Genomic DNA, 15,073 nt, shown 5'->3' on the forward strand with positions numbered 1-15,073 from the left:
CGATTGTGACCGGGCCGCGCCCGTGCCACCTTGCGGCCGGAAGAAAGCCAAGGGGGGAACCATGCGCTTTCCGTGGGCTGGCCGGATCGCGGGTCCGGCCCTTGGTCTTGTCGCGGCGATCCTGGCGGGGCCGGGTCTTGCGCGACAGGTTTTGCCGACGATCACCGTCGGCACGCTGGAAAACGGAACCGTCACCTGGGAATTGCAGACGATCCGCGACCGGGGCTTCGACCGGCAGAACGGGTTCGATCTGCGGACCCTGCCGCTTGCCGGCAATCCTGCGACCCAGGTGGCGATGCAGGGGGGCCAGGTCGACGCCATCGTCTCGGACTGGATCTGGGTGGCGGTGCAGCGGGCGAACGGCGCGCCCTTCACCTTCTGGCCCTTTTCGACCGCCGTGGGCGGGCTGGTGGTACCCGCCGACAGCCCCGTCAGGACGCTGGCGGATCTGGAGGGGCAAAAGATCGGCATCGCGGGCGGGCCGGTGGACAAAAGCTGGCTGATCCTGCGCGCCTTCCATCGCCAGCAGACCGGCCGCGATCTGGCGGATGTGACCGAACAGGTGTTCGGCGCTCCGCCGATGATCCAGCACGCCGCCCAGACGGGCGAGATCGCGGGCGCCGTCAATTTCTGGCACTTCCTGGCGCTGATGCAGGCGGGCGGGATGCGAGAGGTGATCAGCGTCGCCGATGCCGCGCAGGGCCTGGGCCTGGATCCCGGCACGCCGCTGCTGGGCTATGTGCTGCGCGACGATTGGGTGGCCGATCACCCGGATCTGGCGCGCGGCCTTGTGCGGGCGTCCAGGCAGGCCAAGGATCTGCTGGCGGCCGACGATGCCGCCTGGCAGGCGCTGCGTCCGGTCATGGGGGCGGAAACGGACGCCGAATTCATCGCCCTGCGCGACGGCTGGCGCGCGGGCATTCCGGCCGAGGGTCCGGTCGACCCGGCGGCGGCGCAAGCTCTGTTCGCGGTGCTGGCCGACCTGGGCGGCGACGACCTGACCGGCGGGCTGTCCGATCTGCCGCAAGGGCTGTTCTGGCAAGGTGACTGACGCGCCCCTCCATAAGCGGCCCGGATTGCTGCCGGGGGTGCTGTCGGTCCTGCTGCTGCTGGCGCTGTGGACGGTCGTCGCGGCGCTGGCGGACGATCCGCGCACCATGCCCTCGCCGCGGGCGGTGGCCGGACGGGTCGCGGCGCTGGCGGCGTCGGGCGAGCTGTGGCTGCACGCGGGCGCCACCCTGGGGCGCGTGCTGGCCAGCTTTGCCCTCGCCATGGCCGTGGGCAGCGCGTTGGGCCTGTGGATGGGGCGGTCGCGGGCGGCGGACCACTGGCTGAACCCGTCGCTGGTCATCGCGCTGAACATCCCGGCCCTGGTGGTGATCGTGCTGGCCTATATCTGGATCGGCCTGAACGAGGTCGCCGCCGTCGCCGCCGTGGCGCTGAACAAGATCCCCGTGACCGCCGTCATGCTGCGCGAAGGCGCCCGCGCCCTGCGCCCGGATCTGGACGACATGGCGCTGGCCTTTCGGATGGGCTGGTGGGCGCGGCTGCGCCATGTCGTGCTGCCCCAGCTTGCCCCGCATATCGCGGCGGCCGCGCGGGCGGGCCTGTCGCTGATCTGGAAGATCGTGCTGGTGGTCGAATTCCTGGGCCGCTCGAACGGGGTGGGCTTCAAGATCCACCTGCTATTTTCCAGCTTCGACGTGGCGGGCGTGCTGGCCTGGGCACTGGCCTTCGTCGCGGTGATGCTGCTGATCGACCTGGCCGTCCTCCGCCCGTTGGAGGCCGGCGCGAACCGCTGGCGCCGCGATGAGGCTTGAGCTGGCGGGCAAATCCTTCGCCGGGCGCCCGGTGCTGGGTCCGCTGCGGCTGGCGGTCGAACGCGGGCAGCGCGTGGCGGTGCTGGGACCGTCGGGGATCGGCAAATCGACCCTGCTGCGGATCCTGGCCGGGCTGGACCGCGATTTCGACGGGCGGCTGGAGGGGCGCGACCGGCTGGCCGTGGTGTTTCAGGAACCGACGCTGCTGCCCTGGCGGCGGGCCATCGCCAACGTCACCCTGCCGACCGGCTGCCCCGAGGCCGAAGCCCGCGTCCTGCTGGCCGAGGCCGGGCTGTCGGGCCACGAGGACAAGTTTCCCCGGCAACTGTCGCTGGGCCAGCAGCGCCGGCTGGCGCTGGCCCGCGCCTTTGCCGCGCGTCCCGACATCCTGCTGATGGACGAACCCTTCGCCAGCCTGGATCCCGGCACGGCGGGCCGGATGATCGACCTGACCGCCGGGCTTCTGGACCGCAGCGGGGCGGGGCTGGTCCTGGTCACCCATGACGCGGCCGAGGCCGGACGGCTGGGCGCCGTCCCGATCCGGCTGGCGGGCAGCCCGGCGGAGCCGGTCCCCTGAGGGGCCGTTCCCTCACGCCCAGGTGTCGCCCACGGTGAAGCCTTCGGGGAACCCGCTTCACGGGCACGAGGATACGGGTGGGTCAGATGTCTTTCACCAGACGCAGCGTGTCATAGAAAGCGGATGGCGCGGATCGTGCGAGGGTTGGCGGGAAGCCGGCTATCAGGCGCTGATCGAAAACGGCAGCGACGCGGCGAAGATCCTGCCCCTGGCCAAGCGGGTGGCGGCACGGGTCCGCGCCGCCGACGAGGCGCGGCTTCAGGCCAATGCCACCATGCTGGTCAAGTGGGGCCATCACAGCGCCGAAGCCGATGTGCGGCCGCGCACGATCTATCTGGTCCAGATCGGCTATATCGCGATGCAACCACAGGAAGACATCGAGACGCGGCTGGAACCCCTTCCGCTGCCGCGCCTGCCGTCATGGAGCGCTACCGCCTCTGGCGGCAAGGTCGCGAAGGACGGGGGAAACGCCCTGCCTTTCCTGGTCCCGCCCGCAACGTCCCTTTCCTACCCCGCCAGCAGCGCCGCGTTGCCGCCCGCCGCCGTGGTGTCCACGCAGAGGTGGCGTTCATGCGCGACATGCGCCAGGTCGGGCATCCCCGTGACAAGCTGCACGATCTCTCCGTCCCGTTCCGCCAGGGCCTGGGCATAGGCGCGGCCCTGCGCATCGTCGCCCCACCACAGGACGGCGGCCATCGCGGGGAGGCGGGTCAGGGCATCAGACGGCAGGGGGCCGTCGACGCCCACCGCGTCGCCGCCAAGCGCGGCGACGGCGGCGACCTGCGCGGCCACCGTCTGCGCTCCGGGGCCGAGGCACAGGACCGGCGGGCGGGTATGGGCGGTCAGGCGGTTCAGCTCTCCGGTGGGGCCGGGCATCAGGCGCTCGTCGATCTTCTTCGACTTATGGGCGGCAAGCTGGCTACGGATGCGGCCCTCATCGGCCTGTCCCTGCCAGTCGCCGCCCGCCGCTGCCGGGGGCTGGGGCGCGAAGAAGCGGGGGACATAACGCGGGCCGCCCGCCTTGGGACCGGTGCCCGACAGGCCCTCTCCTCCAAAGGGCTGGCTGCCCACCACCGCGCCGATCTGGTTGCGGTTCACATAGATGTTGCCGACATGAATCGCATCGCTGACCTCTTGCACGCGCGAGTCGATCCGGGTGTGCAGGCCGAAGGTCAGGCCGAAGCCGCGCGCGTTGATGTCGGCCACCACCTGGTCCAGCCGGTCGCCCCGGAAGGTCGCGACATGCAGGACCGGGCCGAAGACCTCGCGTTCCAGATCGGCGATGCCGCTGACGCGCAGCATGGTGGGCGGGATGAAGGTGCCCTGGGCGGGAACGTCCAGCTTGTGAATGACGCGGTTGCCGTTGGCGGCGATATAGCCCGCGATATCGTCCCGCGCGCCCGTGTCGATCACCGGGCCGACATCGGTTTCCAGCGACCAGGGATCGCCCACGACCAGTTCGTCCATCGCGCCCCGGATCATCTCGATCACATGCGGGGCGATGTCTTCCTGCACATAGAGGCAGCGCAGCGCCGAGCAGCGCTGACCGGCGGACCGGAAAGCGCCGTTGACGATGTCGCGCACAGCCTGTTCGGGCAGGGCGGTGGAATCCACGATCATCGCGTTCAGCCCGCCGGTTTCCGCGATCAGCGGCGTGCCGGGGGCCAGGTTCGCGGCCATGCTGCGCGCGATGGTCCGGGCCGTCGCGGTCGAGCCGGTGAAGACCAAGCCCTTCACGCGCGGATCGGCCGACAGCGCCGTGCCGACCACGCTGCCGCGCCCCGGCAGCAGTTGCAGGGCCGAGAGTGGCACGCCCGCCTGGTGCAGCAGCCGGACGCCCAGGGCGGCGATGATCGGGGTGGCCTCGGCGGGCTTGGCGATCACCGCATTGCCCGCCATCAGCGCCGCCGCGATCTGGCCGGTGAAGATCGCCAGCGGAAAGTTCCAGGGGCTGATCGCGCCGTCGATGCCGCGCGGCCCTTGCGGGTCGTGTTCGCCCTCGGCGGCGTAATAGCGCAGGAAATCCACCGCCTCGCGCAGTTCGGCCACCGCGTCGGCCAGCGACTTGCCCGCCTCGCGCGCCAGGATGCCGAAGATCGGGCCGAAGTTTTCCTCGTACAGATCGGCGGCGCGGCGCAGGACAGCGGCGCGTTCGGCGGCAGGCGCGTCCCAGGGGCGGGCGTCGTCGATGGCGCGGGCGGCGGTTGCGGCATCGGCCATCGTCACGGTGGCGATCGCCTCGCCCGTGGCGGGGTTCGTGACATCCTGCACGGTGCCTGTCGGTGCCGATACCGTCAGCGGCACCACGTCGGGCAATGCCACCTCGCGCGCGGCATTGATCCGGGCCAGCGTCTGTTCGTCCGACACATCGAACCCGGCCGAGTTCCGGCGCGATGCACCATAAAGATCGGCAGGCGCGCGCAGCGCGGCCGGGGGCTGCGCCGTGGCAAGCGCGTCGAAGGGATCGCGCGCGACCTCCTCGGGCGTGACGGCTTCGTCGACGATCTGGTTCACGAAGCTGCTGTTGGCGCCGTTTTCCAGCAGGCGGCGGACCAGATAGGCCAGCAGGTCGCGATGCGCGCCCACGGGCGCATAGATGCGGCAGCGCCCCCCGGTTTCGCGCAGCACGATGTCGTGCAGGCGTTCGCCCATGCCGTGCAGGCGCTGGAATTCGAAGCGGGTATCGCCCGCCATTTCCAGGATCGCGGCGACGGTATGGGCGTTGTGGGTGGCGAATTGCGGATAGATGCGGTCGCCATAGCCGATCAGCTTGCGGGCATTGGCGATATAGCTGACATCGGTCGCGACCTTGCTGGTGAACAGTGGAAAGCCGGGATGGCCGTCGACCTGGGCGCGCTTGACCTCGCTGTCCCAATAGGCGCCCTTCACAAGACGCACCATGATCCGCCGGTCCAGCCGCACCGCCAGATCATGCAGCCAGTCGATCGTCTGCCCCGCGCGCTTGCCGTAAGCCTGCACCACCACGCCGAAGCCGTCCCATCCGGCCAGCGAGGGATCCGACAGCACCGCCTCGATCACCTTCAGCGACAGGACCAGCCGATCCTGTTCCTCGGCGTCGATGTTCATGCCCATGTTCGCGGCGCGGGCCTGCTGCGCCAGCCGCAGCACCACCGGCACCAGCTCGCGCATCACGCGGGCCTCCTGCGCGACCTCATAGCGCGGATGCAGCGCCGACAGCTTGATCGAGATGCCGGGGTTCTGTTCCACCGAGCCCTTGCCGCAGGCCCCGGCAATGGCCGCGATGGCATCCCCATAGGCGCGGTCATAGCGGGCGGCATCGGCCCCCGTCATCGCCGCCTCGCCCAGCATGTCATAGCTGTAGGTGAAGCCCTGCTTCTCGCGCGTGCGGGCGCGGTCCAGGGCGTCGGTGATGGTCTGGCCCAGCACGAACTGGCGGCCCATCTCCTTCATCGCCCGGCCCACGGCGGTGCGGATCACCGGCTCTCCCAGGCGGCGGACCATCCGGCGCAGCGTGCCCGCCTGGTCGTCGTCCAGAACCTTGCCGGTCAGCATCAAGGCCCAGGTCGAGGCGTTCACAAGGCTGGACGACGCCTCGCCCAGATGCCTGCCCCAGTCGGAGGGGGCGATCTTGTCCTCGATCAGCGCATCGATGGTGATCTTGTCGGGCACGCGCAGCATCGCCTCGGCCAGGCACATCAGCGCCACGCCCTCGCCGGTGGACAGCCCGTATTCCGCCAGGAAATGTTCCATCAGCGAGGGGCGCGCCTCGGCCCGGATGCGGCGCACCAGATCGGCGGCGCGGGCGGTGATGGCGGCGCGGGCATCGGCCGACACCGCGGCCTGGGCCGTCAGGCGGTCCAGAAGCTGGGCCTCGTCCGCGAATTTGGCCTGGGTGGAAAAGACACTGGGGCTGACGGAAGACATGGCCTGACTCCTTGACTGATCGGACAGGTATATCAAAGATCGGACAGGCGGTGCGCCTGAAAATGGCCGCCTGCCTAGGCTGATGGAATAAAGAACGGGGGATTTTCGGGATGACCGTCGCTCTGGATGCGCAGGATCGCAAGATCCTGGACGAACTGACCCGCAACGCCCGCATTCCGGTGGCGGAACTGGCCCGCAAGGTGGGGCTGTCCAAGACCCCGGTGGCGCTGCGCATCCGGCACCTGGAAGAGATCGGCCTGATCACCGGTTATCGCGCGATCCTGTCGCCGCTGAAGCTGGGCCTGACCCATGTGACCTATGTCGAGGTCAGCATGACCGACACGCGCGAGGCCGCCTTGCAGCAGTTCAACGCCGCCGTCCGCGCCATCCCGGAAATCGAGGAATGCTACATGATCGCGGGCGGCTTCGATTACCTGGTCAAGGTCCGGTCCCGCGACATGGCCGATTTCCGGCGCATCATGGCCGAGAAGATATCCAGCCTGCCGCATATCAGCAATACGTCCAGCTATGTCTCAAGGGAGGCGGTGGTGGAACAGACCTTCACGCTGGGCTGAGCGTGTCGATGATCCGGGACGTGATCATCAGATCCAGATGCGCGCCGCCGCCGTTCTTGGAGACGGGGATGTCGTCATCCGATGGCGCTGCCGACAAACTCGACGCCATCGCGAGCGATGCCGGGCGGGCAAAGACGCACTGGCGTGGCTGCTGGCCAAGGGCGATGACATCGTGCCAATCCCCGGCACCAAGCGGATCAAATATCTCGAAGAAAACGCTGCGGGCACTTCAATTACGTTCAGCGAAGCCGAGCGAACCGTTCTCGAACAGGCCCTGTTTAGCCTACCTGTTTCGGGAGAACGCTATGCCGCCGAAGGCATGAGGGGCGTCAACGCATGAGCACCCTCGGGCACAACACGGACACATAAAGCTCCTCCATCTGCGCGGCGGTGTCGCGCACCCGGATGCGGGCATGCAGCTTCCAGTTCTGGTCCCAGTCGCAGAAGTCGTAGCCGGCCTTCGAGCGGATTACCCATTTCTTGTCGGACTGACGGAAGGTGTCGCGACCAAGACCCATGTGCTGAACATTTTGCACCGCCTGATCGATGGCAGGACGGACGGCTCACCCACCGACGCCCCTCGGGCACTGCCCCTGCGTCGCGAGCCCAAGGCCAATGTCGAGCGCTACGATGGTCTGCGGGCTCATATGACCGGAGGCCGCCATGCGTCATGATCCTGCCAGCGGTGCCATCGTGATCATGCTCCGCAGCCTCAAGATGCATGGCATGTCGCAGGCCGTCCCCGATTTCATAGAGCAAGGAGCGCCAGCCTTCGAAAGCGCCGTGCCGGTCCTCACCCAGCTGCTGAAGGCAGAAACGGCCGAAGGCGAGGTCCGCTCCGTTGCCTATCACATGAAAATTGCCCGCTTTCCCGCCTACAAGGATCTGTCGGGATTCGACTTCTCGTCCAGCGAGGTGAACGAGGCACGGTGCGACAGCTGCATCGCTGCGAGTTCATAAGCAGGGCCGAGAACATCGTGCTGATCGGCGGGCCAGGCACCGGAAAGACCCATGTCGCAACCGCCCTCGACATCCAGGCTATCGAGCACCATCGCCGCAAGGTCTGGTTCTTCTCGACCAATACTTCACATCCCATGGCTTCACATCGTTCCACGGCCGGGGCCTGACTTGCGGGTCGTCTTACTCGGCCGCCTTGGCCATCGGGTTGTTGGCATGGGTCGTCCAGTTGGCATAGGGCTGGACCGGGCGGCCGGTGCGCAGGTCGATCTCTCCCAAGGCCAGTTCGCGCATGTCGATGCAGTTTTCGACCGGGCACACGTCCAGGCACAGGTTGCAGGCGACGCATTCCGCCTCGATCACCTCGAAGACGCGGCCGGGCTTCATGGCGATGGCCTGGTGGCTGGTATCCTCGCAGGCGGCGAAACAGCGGCCGCATCTGATGCACAGATCCTGGTCGATGCGGGCCTTGGTGACATAGTTCAGGTTCAACTGGTTCCAGTCGGTGACATTCGGCACCGCCCGGCCGATCAGGTCCGACATCGCCATGTCGCGGCTGTCCAGATAGTCGCGCAGGCCCGAGATCATTTCCTGCACGACCTTGAAGCCATAGGTCATCGCCGCCGTGCAGACCTGCACCGTGCCCGCGCCAAGCGCCATGAATTCGGCGGCGTCGCGCCAGGTCGTCACGCCGCCGATGCCGCTGATCGGCAGGCCATGGGTCGCGGGGTTGCGCGCGATTTCCGCCACCATGTTCAGCGCGATGGGCTTGACGGCGGGGCCGCAATAGCCGCCATGCGCGCCCTTGCCGTCGATGGTGGGCTGGGGTGCGAACAGGTCCAGATCGACCGAGGTGATCGAGTTGATCGTGTTGATCAGGCTGACGGCATCGGCGCCGCCGCGATGCGCGGCCTCGGCCGGTTTGCGCACATCGGTGACGTTGGGCGTCAGCTTCACGATGCAGGGCATCCGCGAGTATCGCTTCACCCAGCGGGTCACCATCTCGATATATTCCGGCACCTGGCCCACGGCGCTGCCCATGCCGCGTTCGGACATGCCGTGCGGGCAGCCGAAGTTCAGTTCCACCCCGTCGGCGCCGGTATCCTCGACCCTCGCCAGGATGTCGCGCCAGCTTTCCTCGTCGCAGGGCACCATCAGCGAGATGACCAGGGCGCGGTCGGGATAGTCGCGCTTGACCGACTTGATCTCGCGCAGGTTCACCTCAAGCGGGCGGTCGGTGATCAGCTCGATGTTGTTGATGCCAAGGACGCGGCGGTCGGGGCCGTGGATCACGCCGTATCGCGGGCCGTTGACGTTGACGACGGGCGGGCCTTCGGACCCCAGCGTCTTCCAGACGACGCCGCCCCATCCGGCCTGGAAGGCGCGGCGGACGTTGTATTCCTTGTCCGTGGGCGGGGCCGAGGCCAGCCAGAACGGGTTGGGGGATTTGATCCCGATGAAATCGCTGCGCAGATCTGCCATGGCGTCCTCCTCAGCCGGGGATCTCGACCGGGCGGCCGGTCAGATGGGCGTCGATGTCCTCGGCCGCGTCGCGGCCCTCGGCGACGGCGGTGACGGTCAGGTCGTCGCCGCCTGCAGCAGCGTCGCCTCCGGCCCAGACGCCGGGGATGCTGGTGCGGCCGGGGCCGCTGACGGCGATCTTGCCGCCGTTCAGCGCCAGTTCCTGGGGCACGCCGTCAAGGCGCTGGCCGATGGCGCGGAACAGCTGGTCGGCCTTCAGGCGGAAGCGATCATCCGACAGATGCAGCCCGCCGTCGGGATCTGTGACGGTATAGGCGAACTCGACCTCGGCCACGGCGCCGTTGCCATGGACCTTGACGGGGGCGGCGTTGCAGATGATGCGGACGCCGGTGCTGGTCGCGTGATCCTGTTCGTGGCGGCTGGCGCCCATCTGCGACCGGTCACGGCGATAGACGATGGTGACGTTTTCCGCCCCCAGCAGGCGGGCCTGCACGGCGGCATCCACCGCCGTCATGCCGCCGCCGATCACCACCACGTCGCGGCCGATGGGCAGGGTGGTCAGGTCGCTGGCCTGCCGCAGGTCGCGGATGAAGCTGACCGCGTCCAGCACGTTGCGGCGGTCCTCGCCCTCGGCCCGCAGGGCGTTGACGCCGCCCAGGCCCATGCCCAGGAACACCGCGTCATAGTCCGCCCGCAGCGCGTCCAGCGTGATGTCGCGGCCCAGCCGCTGGTCGTGGCGCAGGGTGATCCCGCCGATGCCCAGCAGCCAGTCCACCTCGGCCTGGGCGAAGCCGTCCACCGCCTTGTAGCTGGCGATGCCGTATTCGTTCAGCCCGCCGGGCTTGGGCCGCGCCTCCAACAGGGTCACGTCATGGCCCTTGGCGGCCAGCCGATGCGCGCAGGCCAGCCCCGCCGGACCGGCGCCGACGACCGCCACGCGCCTGCCGGTGGGGGCGGCGCGGCGAAAGGGGTGGCCGGCTCGGGCCATCAGCCCGTCGGTGGCGTAGCGTTGCAGGGCACCGATCTCGACCGGATCGCCCTCGGCATCCATGCGGACGCAGGCACCTTCGCACAGGTTTTCGGTCGGACAGACGCGGGCGCACATGCCGCCCAGGATATTGGCGTGAAAGATCGTCATCGCCGCCGCATCAGACGTGCCGGTGGCGATCTGGCGGATGAACAGCGGAATGTCGATGCTGGTCGGGCAGGCCGTCACGCAGGGCGCGTCGTGGCAGAAATAGCAGCGGTCGGCGGCGACGCGGGCCTCGTGATCGTCCAGCGGAGGGGCGACATCGACGAAATTCGCCGCCAGTTCATGGGGGGTCAGGCGGCCGGGAACGACGCCCGGCGCCAATCTTGCTTGGGACATTTGCGTCTCCTGGCTCACCTGTTGGCGGAAATCAGGCTGGCACAGGTCCGATTTTTTATCAAATGGTAAAACCTGGGGCGCGCGGCGGCCTGCGGATTTTTCAGGCAGGCAGGTCCAGGACCGCCGCCAGCCCGCCCAAGGACGACCGTTCCAGCCGCAGGCCGCCGCCGTGCAGCGCCGCCAGATCCGCGACGATGGCAAGGCCAAGGCCGGACCCGGATGCGCCATGTTCGTCCAGCCGCCCGCCCCGGATCAGCGCGCGGGGCGCGTCGGTTTCCGCCATGCCGGGGCCGTCGTCCTGGATCCTGACGGTCAGGCGGTCGGCCTGGGTCACGGTGATGGACAGGCGCGTTCGGCCCCATTTGACGGCGTTGTCGCACAGGTTGCCGATCATCTCCTCCAGATCCTGACGTTCTCCGGCGAAGGCGGCATGGGGGGCGCAGTCGATGTCGGCGGTCATGCCCTTGTCGCGCATGGGCCATCGCAAGACCATCAGGATGTCGTCGATCACCGGACGCACCGGGGTCTGCTGGCCCAGCACGCGAGGCCCCGCCGACCGGGCGCGGCGCAGATGCCAGCCGATCAGCCGGTCCATGCGGGTGATCAGCGCATGGCCCCGGTGATCGCCCGGCAATTCGTTGGCAAGCGCCGCCAGAGGGGTCTTGAGCGAATGGGCAAGGTTTCCCAGATGCTGCCGCGACCGGGCCAGCAGATCGGCATTCTGGTCAAGCGCGGCGTTGATTTCCATCGTCAGGGGGCGCAGTTCGCTGACATCGGGCAGGGCCAGCCGGTCCTTGCCGCCCGCCCGCACCTGGGCCAGGTCGCGCCGCAGACGGTCCAGGCTGGCCAGCCCCGCCGTCACCTGCACGACGCTGGCGACCGCCATGACGATGCCCAGGACCGCAAGCGCGATCCCCAGCGGGCGGCTGATCTGGTGCAGACTGTCGTCGATCTGGGCGCGCGGCGCGGTGACGGTCACGGCCACCGGCGTGTCGCTGTCGGGCAGCGTCACCTGGCGGCGCAGAACCCGCAGGGCCGCGCCGTCGGCGCCCATCCCCGACCCGCCCGCGACGCTGCCGGGCGGGCCGCGCAGCAGACCGTCCAGCAGCGAACCGGACCGGGCCACCACCGCATCGCCCGATTCGACCTGCCAATACCAGCCGCTGAACGGCAGGTCGAAGCGCGGATCGGCGGGGGGGTCGTCCAGTTCGATCCGGCCGTCGTCGCCGGTCTCGACCGAGGCGATCAGCCCGTCCGCCGCCGCCGCCATTTCCGCGTCGAAGCGGCCGGTGACGAAATCCTCCAGCAGCGAGGCGATGAACAGGAAGGCCGCCAGCAGCGCCGCGCCCAGCCAGACGGCGGCCAGCAGCAGAAGCCGCCCCCGGATCGACCGCATCATCCGGCGGCCCGCAGCAGATAACCCTCGCCCCGGCGGGTCTCGATCACGCCCTCGCCGACCTTGCGGCGCAACCGGCCGATCACGACCTCGATGGACCTGAAGTCGCGGTCGGCCTCGGCGTCATAGAGGTGGTCGGACAGTTCGCTGCGGCTGACGATGCGGTTCTGGTGGTGGATCAGATAGGCCAGGATCCGCTGTTCGAAGGCGGTCAGCTTCAGCGGGATGCCGTCGCGGGTGATGACGCCCAACTGGCTGTCGAGCGCCAGCGGTCCGGCGTTGATCACCGGGCGGGCATGGCCTGCGGCGCGGCGGATCAGGGTCTGGCAGCGCAGCACGACCTCGTCCAGGCGGAAGGGCTTGACGGCGTAATCGTCGGCCCCGGCGCGGAAGCCTGCCACCTTGTCGGTCCAGTCGCCGCGCGCGGTCAGGATCAGCACCGGCATGGCGATGCCGTCGTTGCGCCAGCGGGTCAGCACCTCGATCCCCGGCAGTCCCGGCAGGCCCAGATCCAGGATCGCCACGTCATAGGATTCCGTCGCGCCCAGGTATTCGCCCTGCGTGCCGTCCGCCGCGCAATCGGTGACGAAGCCCGCATCCGCCATGGCGGCCGCAAGCTGGGCGGACAGAACCGGGTCGTCTTCCACGATCAGGGCGCGCATCGCCTGTCCTGACACTGCGGGGCCGCCTGGCGCGCGGCAAGCTGGCCCCGCCCGGACACGGACAGGAACCGCCCGGTGCGCGCGTCGATGCGGATGTCCAGCAGGTTCTGCTGCGGCGTGACCAGCCGGAACTGATAGACCAGCTCCGCGCCCAGGTCGCGCTCGGCCGGATGGGGGGCGCGGGTATCGGCCGCCAGCAGCCGCCCCGCATAGCGTTCCGAAACCGAGGCCGCGACCTGGTGCAGGGGCAGGGGCCGGAACGGGTCGATCACCTGGGGCGCGACATCCTGGGCCTGCGCGGGGGCGCAGGTCAGAAGGATCAGGGCAAGGGTGCGGATCAGCGTCATGACGCCAGAATAGCGGAAGAAACCTGAATGGAAACCAAACGGGCCATTGGCGATCCGTTCGGTGACGGGCTGATAGAAGGTGAGTCGTCAGGGGCGGCTTTGCCCCCGCAGAAGCTGGAAAGGAAACGATATGGCTCTTCGCGCATTCACCACCTCGGCCGCGATGCTGGCGCTGATCGCCGGGATCGGCACGGGCGCCCTGGCTCAGACCGCCCCTGCGGCGGGCGACCTGCCCGGGCCGCTGTCGCAGCTGAACCTGCGCAACCTCGACATCGAGACCAGGCCCGACGGAATGCGCGAGGTCGAGGGCCGCACCGCCGATGGCGTCGATATCGAAGCCAGGATCGACATGGCGGGCAACCTGGTCGGAATCGAGGCCGATGACGCGGCGATCCCCCCTGATCTGGTGGGCACGCTGCTGCCCCAGGCGGTGCGCGACAACGAGGTGATCGGCCAGTTCGACCGCATCGAGCAGATCGTCACCCGCGACGGCCGCGTGATGGTCAAGGGCGAGGATTCCGGCGGCCAGGACATGCGCGCCGACTTCGACGCGGATGGCCGCGTCCTGCGCTTTGGCCGCGAGGATGGCCCGCGCGGCGCGCGCGGGGCCCAGGCCCGCCATGCCGATCACGGTCCCCGCCATGGCCGCGGTCCCGGCCATGACGACCGCATGAGCGACGGCCGCGGCGACGGTCCGCGCCGTCCCGCCCCGGTCCCGGCCGATTTCGATCCGGTCGCGGTCAATCAGCGGCTGACCCAGGCGGGCTATAGCGGATTCGGCTTCCTGCGCGCCGAGGGTCCGCGCCTGCTGCTGGAAGCGACCAACCCGCAGGGCGAGGCCGTGACGCTGGAACTGGACCGTCAGGGAGAGGTCGTTCGGGAAACCGCGCGCTGATCGCGCCGCGACACGGAGGGGGGCGGGCGACCGCCCCCTTTTTCATGCGATATAGCGGGCGCTCGGAAGCCCCGAGGATATTTGCAGGAAGAAGAAAGCCTCAGTCGAAGGCGCGGTCGGTGATGAGATGGGTAAAGGCCCCCTCGGGCGCCTTCGAGATCACCGGATCCGAGCCTTCGGCCATCAGCGTGTCGACGGTGCGCTGATAGTCGGCCTCGTCCAGAACGCCGGTGCTGCCTGCGCTCAGCTTGCCGATCTCCTGGACCATGCGGACCTGGTGATGCAGGGTCTGGGCGCCGGTCTCGTCATTGTCCAGGACGATCCGGGCGGCTTCCTCGGGGTTTTCCTCGGCGTATTTCCAGCCCTTCATGCTGGCGCGCACGAATTTCACCAGATTGGTGACCTTGGCCTTGTCCTGAAGCGTGCTGTCCAGGACATAGAGCCCGTCTTCCAGCGTGGCGACGCCCTGGTCCTCGTATTTGAAGGTCACCAGATCCTCGGGGGCGATGCCCGCGTCCAGCACCTGGCCGTATTCGTTATAGGTCATGGTGCTGATGCAGGCAGCCTGCTTTTGCAGCAGCGGATCGACGTTGAAGCCCTGTTTCAGGACCGTCACGCCCTCGGGTCCGCCTTCGGTCGACAGGCCAAGCTGGCTCATCCACGAAAGGAACGGGTATTCGTTGCCCGAGAACCAGACGCCCAGGGTCTTGCCCTTGAAATCCGTCTTGGGGTCGGTGATGCCGCTTTCCTTCAGGCAGGTCAGCATCATCCCGGACGACTTGAAGGGCTGGGCGATATTGACCAGCGGCAGGCCCTTTTCGCGCGCGGCCAGCGCGGCGGGCATCCATTCGACGATCACATCCGCGCCGCCCCCGGCCAAGACCTGCGTGGGCGCGATGTCCGGCCCGCCGGGCAGGATCGTCACGTCCAGGCCCTCTTCCTCGTAGAAGCCCTTGTCCTTGGCGACGTAATAGCCCGCGAACTGGCCCTGCGTCACCCATTTCAGTTGCAGGGTCAGATCCTGCGCCTGGGCCGCGCCGCCTGCCGCGATCAGCGCGGCCCCCAGCATCCCTGTCTTCATCTTCCC

Annotated in this window: 15 protein-coding genes and 2 pseudogenes; 8 read left to right on the top strand and 9 right to left on the bottom strand. The window is 68.7% G+C overall.

Features of this window, described 5'->3' with window-relative positions:
* Positions 1–61 precede the first annotated feature (61 nt).
* From PXD02_RS05150 to PXD02_RS05160, 3 genes are read left to right on the top strand one after another with little or no spacing between them, the layout of a single operon-like run.
* Positions 62–1,051 (top strand): ABC transporter substrate-binding protein, encoded by a 990-nt coding sequence (locus PXD02_RS05150; RefSeq protein WP_275105843.1) that lies wholly within the window; start codon positions 62–64, stop codon positions 1,049–1,051.
* Positions 1,044–1,820 (top strand): ABC transporter permease, encoded by a 777-nt coding sequence (locus tag PXD02_RS05155; protein ID WP_275105844.1) that lies wholly within the window; start codon positions 1,044–1,046, stop codon positions 1,818–1,820. Before PXD02_RS05150 ends, PXD02_RS05155 begins: the two co-directional genes overlap by 8 nt.
* On the top strand, positions 1,810–2,397 hold the full coding sequence (locus PXD02_RS05160; RefSeq protein ID WP_275105845.1) for an ATP-binding cassette domain-containing protein: 588 nt from the start codon (positions 1,810–1,812) through the stop codon (positions 2,395–2,397). Before PXD02_RS05155 ends, PXD02_RS05160 begins: the two co-directional genes overlap by 11 nt.
* Positions 2,398–2,479: 82 nt before the next feature.
* Here PXD02_RS05160 and PXD02_RS05165 read toward each other — a convergent pair whose 3' ends face one another.
* Entirely contained in the window at positions 2,480–2,692 is a 213-nt protein-coding gene (locus tag PXD02_RS05165; RefSeq protein WP_275105846.1) for a hypothetical protein, read from the bottom strand.
* A 212-nt stretch (positions 2,693–2,904) separates the two neighbouring features.
* A complete protein-coding gene (gene putA, locus PXD02_RS05170) occupies positions 2,905–6,303 on the bottom strand; it encodes a bifunctional proline dehydrogenase/L-glutamate gamma-semialdehyde dehydrogenase PutA (RefSeq protein WP_275105847.1) in 3,399 nt (1,132 codons plus the stop codon).
* Between the two features lie 110 nt (positions 6,304–6,413).
* Here putA and PXD02_RS05175 point away from each other — a divergent pair, with 110 nt between their 5' ends.
* The gene (locus PXD02_RS05175; protein ID WP_275105848.1) at positions 6,414–6,878 is read left to right on the top strand and encodes an Lrp/AsnC family transcriptional regulator; all 465 of its coding nucleotides are present in this window, start codon (positions 6,414–6,416) and stop codon (positions 6,876–6,878) included.
* 37 nt (positions 6,879–6,915) lie between these two features.
* A complete protein-coding gene (locus tag PXD02_RS05180; RefSeq protein ID WP_275105849.1) occupies positions 6,916–7,218 on the top strand; it encodes a hypothetical protein in 303 nt (100 codons plus the stop codon).
* Here the strand turns inward: PXD02_RS05180 and PXD02_RS05185 are convergent.
* Positions 7,208–7,396 carry an acetone carboxylase subunit gamma gene (locus PXD02_RS05185; RefSeq protein WP_275105850.1) on the bottom strand — a complete coding sequence of 63 codons (189 nt, stop codon included), beginning with the start codon at positions 7,394–7,396 and terminating at the stop codon, positions 7,208–7,210. The two genes, PXD02_RS05180 and PXD02_RS05185, sit on opposite strands and share 11 nt — an antisense overlap.
* On the opposite strand from PXD02_RS05185, the pseudogene PXD02_RS05190 reads away from it, so the two are divergent.
* Both PXD02_RS05190 and PXD02_RS05195 read left to right on the top strand, forming a co-directional pair.
* A pseudogene (locus PXD02_RS05190) lies at positions 7,361–7,552 on the top strand (IS21 family transposase); the annotation flags it as partial. The gene PXD02_RS05185 and the pseudogene PXD02_RS05190 overlap by 36 nt on opposite strands.
* A pseudogene (locus PXD02_RS05195) lies at positions 7,542–7,957 on the top strand (ATP-binding protein); the annotation flags it as partial. The pseudogenes PXD02_RS05190 and PXD02_RS05195, both read left to right, overlap by 11 nt.
* A gap of 61 nt (positions 7,958–8,018) precedes the next feature.
* Here the strand turns inward: PXD02_RS05195 and preA are convergent.
* The 5 genes from preA to PXD02_RS05220 all read right to left on the bottom strand — a co-directional run bounded on the left by preA (position 8,019) and on the right by PXD02_RS05220 (position 13,091).
* A complete protein-coding gene (preA, locus tag PXD02_RS05200) occupies positions 8,019–9,317 on the bottom strand; it encodes an NAD-dependent dihydropyrimidine dehydrogenase subunit PreA (protein WP_275105851.1) in 1,299 nt (432 codons plus the stop codon).
* A 10-nt stretch (positions 9,318–9,327) separates the two neighbouring features.
* Entirely contained in the window at positions 9,328–10,686 is a 1,359-nt protein-coding gene (locus PXD02_RS05205; RefSeq protein ID WP_275105852.1) for an NAD(P)-dependent oxidoreductase, read from the bottom strand.
* A 100-nt stretch (positions 10,687–10,786) separates the two neighbouring features.
* Positions 10,787–12,085, bottom strand: a complete 1,299-nt coding sequence (locus PXD02_RS05210; protein ID WP_275105853.1) for a sensor histidine kinase — start codon at positions 12,083–12,085, stop codon at positions 10,787–10,789.
* A complete protein-coding gene (locus tag PXD02_RS05215; RefSeq protein ID WP_275105854.1) occupies positions 12,082–12,744 on the bottom strand; it encodes a response regulator transcription factor in 663 nt (220 codons plus the stop codon). The genes PXD02_RS05210 and PXD02_RS05215 overlap by 4 nt, the downstream gene beginning before the upstream one ends.
* Complete coding sequence (locus tag PXD02_RS05220) at positions 12,732–13,091, bottom strand: PepSY domain-containing protein (RefSeq protein ID WP_275105855.1); 360 nt, start codon at positions 13,089–13,091, stop codon at positions 12,732–12,734. The genes PXD02_RS05215 and PXD02_RS05220 overlap by 13 nt, the downstream gene beginning before the upstream one ends.
* A 130-nt stretch (positions 13,092–13,221) precedes the next feature.
* On the opposite strand from PXD02_RS05220, the gene PXD02_RS05225 reads away from it, so the two are divergent.
* Entirely contained in the window at positions 13,222–13,986 is a 765-nt protein-coding gene (locus PXD02_RS05225; RefSeq protein WP_275105856.1) for a hypothetical protein, read from the top strand.
* Positions 13,987–14,086: 100 nt separating this feature from the next.
* Here the strand turns inward: PXD02_RS05225 and PXD02_RS05230 are convergent, their stop codons facing one another.
* Positions 14,087–15,067 carry an ABC transporter substrate-binding protein gene (locus PXD02_RS05230; protein WP_275105857.1) on the bottom strand — a complete coding sequence of 327 codons (981 nt, stop codon included), beginning with the start codon at positions 15,065–15,067 and terminating at the stop codon, positions 14,087–14,089.
* Positions 15,068–15,073: the final 6 nt, after the last annotated feature.

Source organism: Paracoccus sp. S3-43 (assembly GCF_029027965.1).
Taxonomy (GTDB): domain Bacteria; phylum Pseudomonadota; class Alphaproteobacteria; order Rhodobacterales; family Rhodobacteraceae; genus Paracoccus.

What these genes read in the sequence shown, in the direction of transcription:
- PXD02_RS05150 (WP_275105843.1), top strand. Translation starts at nt 62, where the DNA reads ATGCGCTTTCCGTGGGCTGGCCGGATCGCGGGTCCGGCCCTTGGTCTT.
- PXD02_RS05160 (WP_275105845.1), top strand. Translation starts at nt 1,810, where the DNA reads ATGAGGCTTGAGCTGGCGGGCAAATCCTTCGCCGGGCGCCCGGTGCTG.
- PXD02_RS05165 (WP_275105846.1), bottom strand. Translation starts at nt 2,692, where the DNA reads ATGGCCCCACTTGACCAGCATGGTGGCATTGGCCTGAAGCCGCGCCTC.
- putA (WP_275105847.1), bottom strand. Translation starts at nt 6,303, where the DNA reads ATGTCTTCCGTCAGCCCCAGTGTCTTTTCCACCCAGGCCAAATTCGCG.
- PXD02_RS05175 (WP_275105848.1), top strand. Translation starts at nt 6,414, where the DNA reads ATGACCGTCGCTCTGGATGCGCAGGATCGCAAGATCCTGGACGAACTG.
- PXD02_RS05180 (WP_275105849.1), top strand. Translation starts at nt 6,916, where the DNA reads ATGCGCGCCGCCGCCGTTCTTGGAGACGGGGATGTCGTCATCCGATGG.
- PXD02_RS05185 (WP_275105850.1), bottom strand. Translation starts at nt 7,396, where the DNA reads ATGGGTCTTGGTCGCGACACCTTCCGTCAGTCCGACAAGAAATGGGTA.
- preA (WP_275105851.1), bottom strand. Translation starts at nt 9,317, where the DNA reads ATGGCAGATCTGCGCAGCGATTTCATCGGGATCAAATCCCCCAACCCG.
- PXD02_RS05205 (WP_275105852.1), bottom strand. Translation starts at nt 10,686, where the DNA reads ATGTCCCAAGCAAGATTGGCGCCGGGCGTCGTTCCCGGCCGCCTGACC.
- PXD02_RS05210 (WP_275105853.1), bottom strand. Translation starts at nt 12,085, where the DNA reads ATGATGCGGTCGATCCGGGGGCGGCTTCTGCTGCTGGCCGCCGTCTGG.
- PXD02_RS05215 (WP_275105854.1), bottom strand. Translation starts at nt 12,744, where the DNA reads ATGCGCGCCCTGATCGTGGAAGACGACCCGGTTCTGTCCGCCCAGCTT.
- PXD02_RS05220 (WP_275105855.1), bottom strand. Translation starts at nt 13,091, where the DNA reads ATGACGCTGATCCGCACCCTTGCCCTGATCCTTCTGACCTGCGCCCCC.
- PXD02_RS05225 (WP_275105856.1), top strand. Translation starts at nt 13,222, where the DNA reads ATGGCTCTTCGCGCATTCACCACCTCGGCCGCGATGCTGGCGCTGATC.
- PXD02_RS05230 (WP_275105857.1), bottom strand. Translation starts at nt 15,067, where the DNA reads ATGAAGACAGGGATGCTGGGGGCCGCGCTGATCGCGGCAGGCGGCGCG.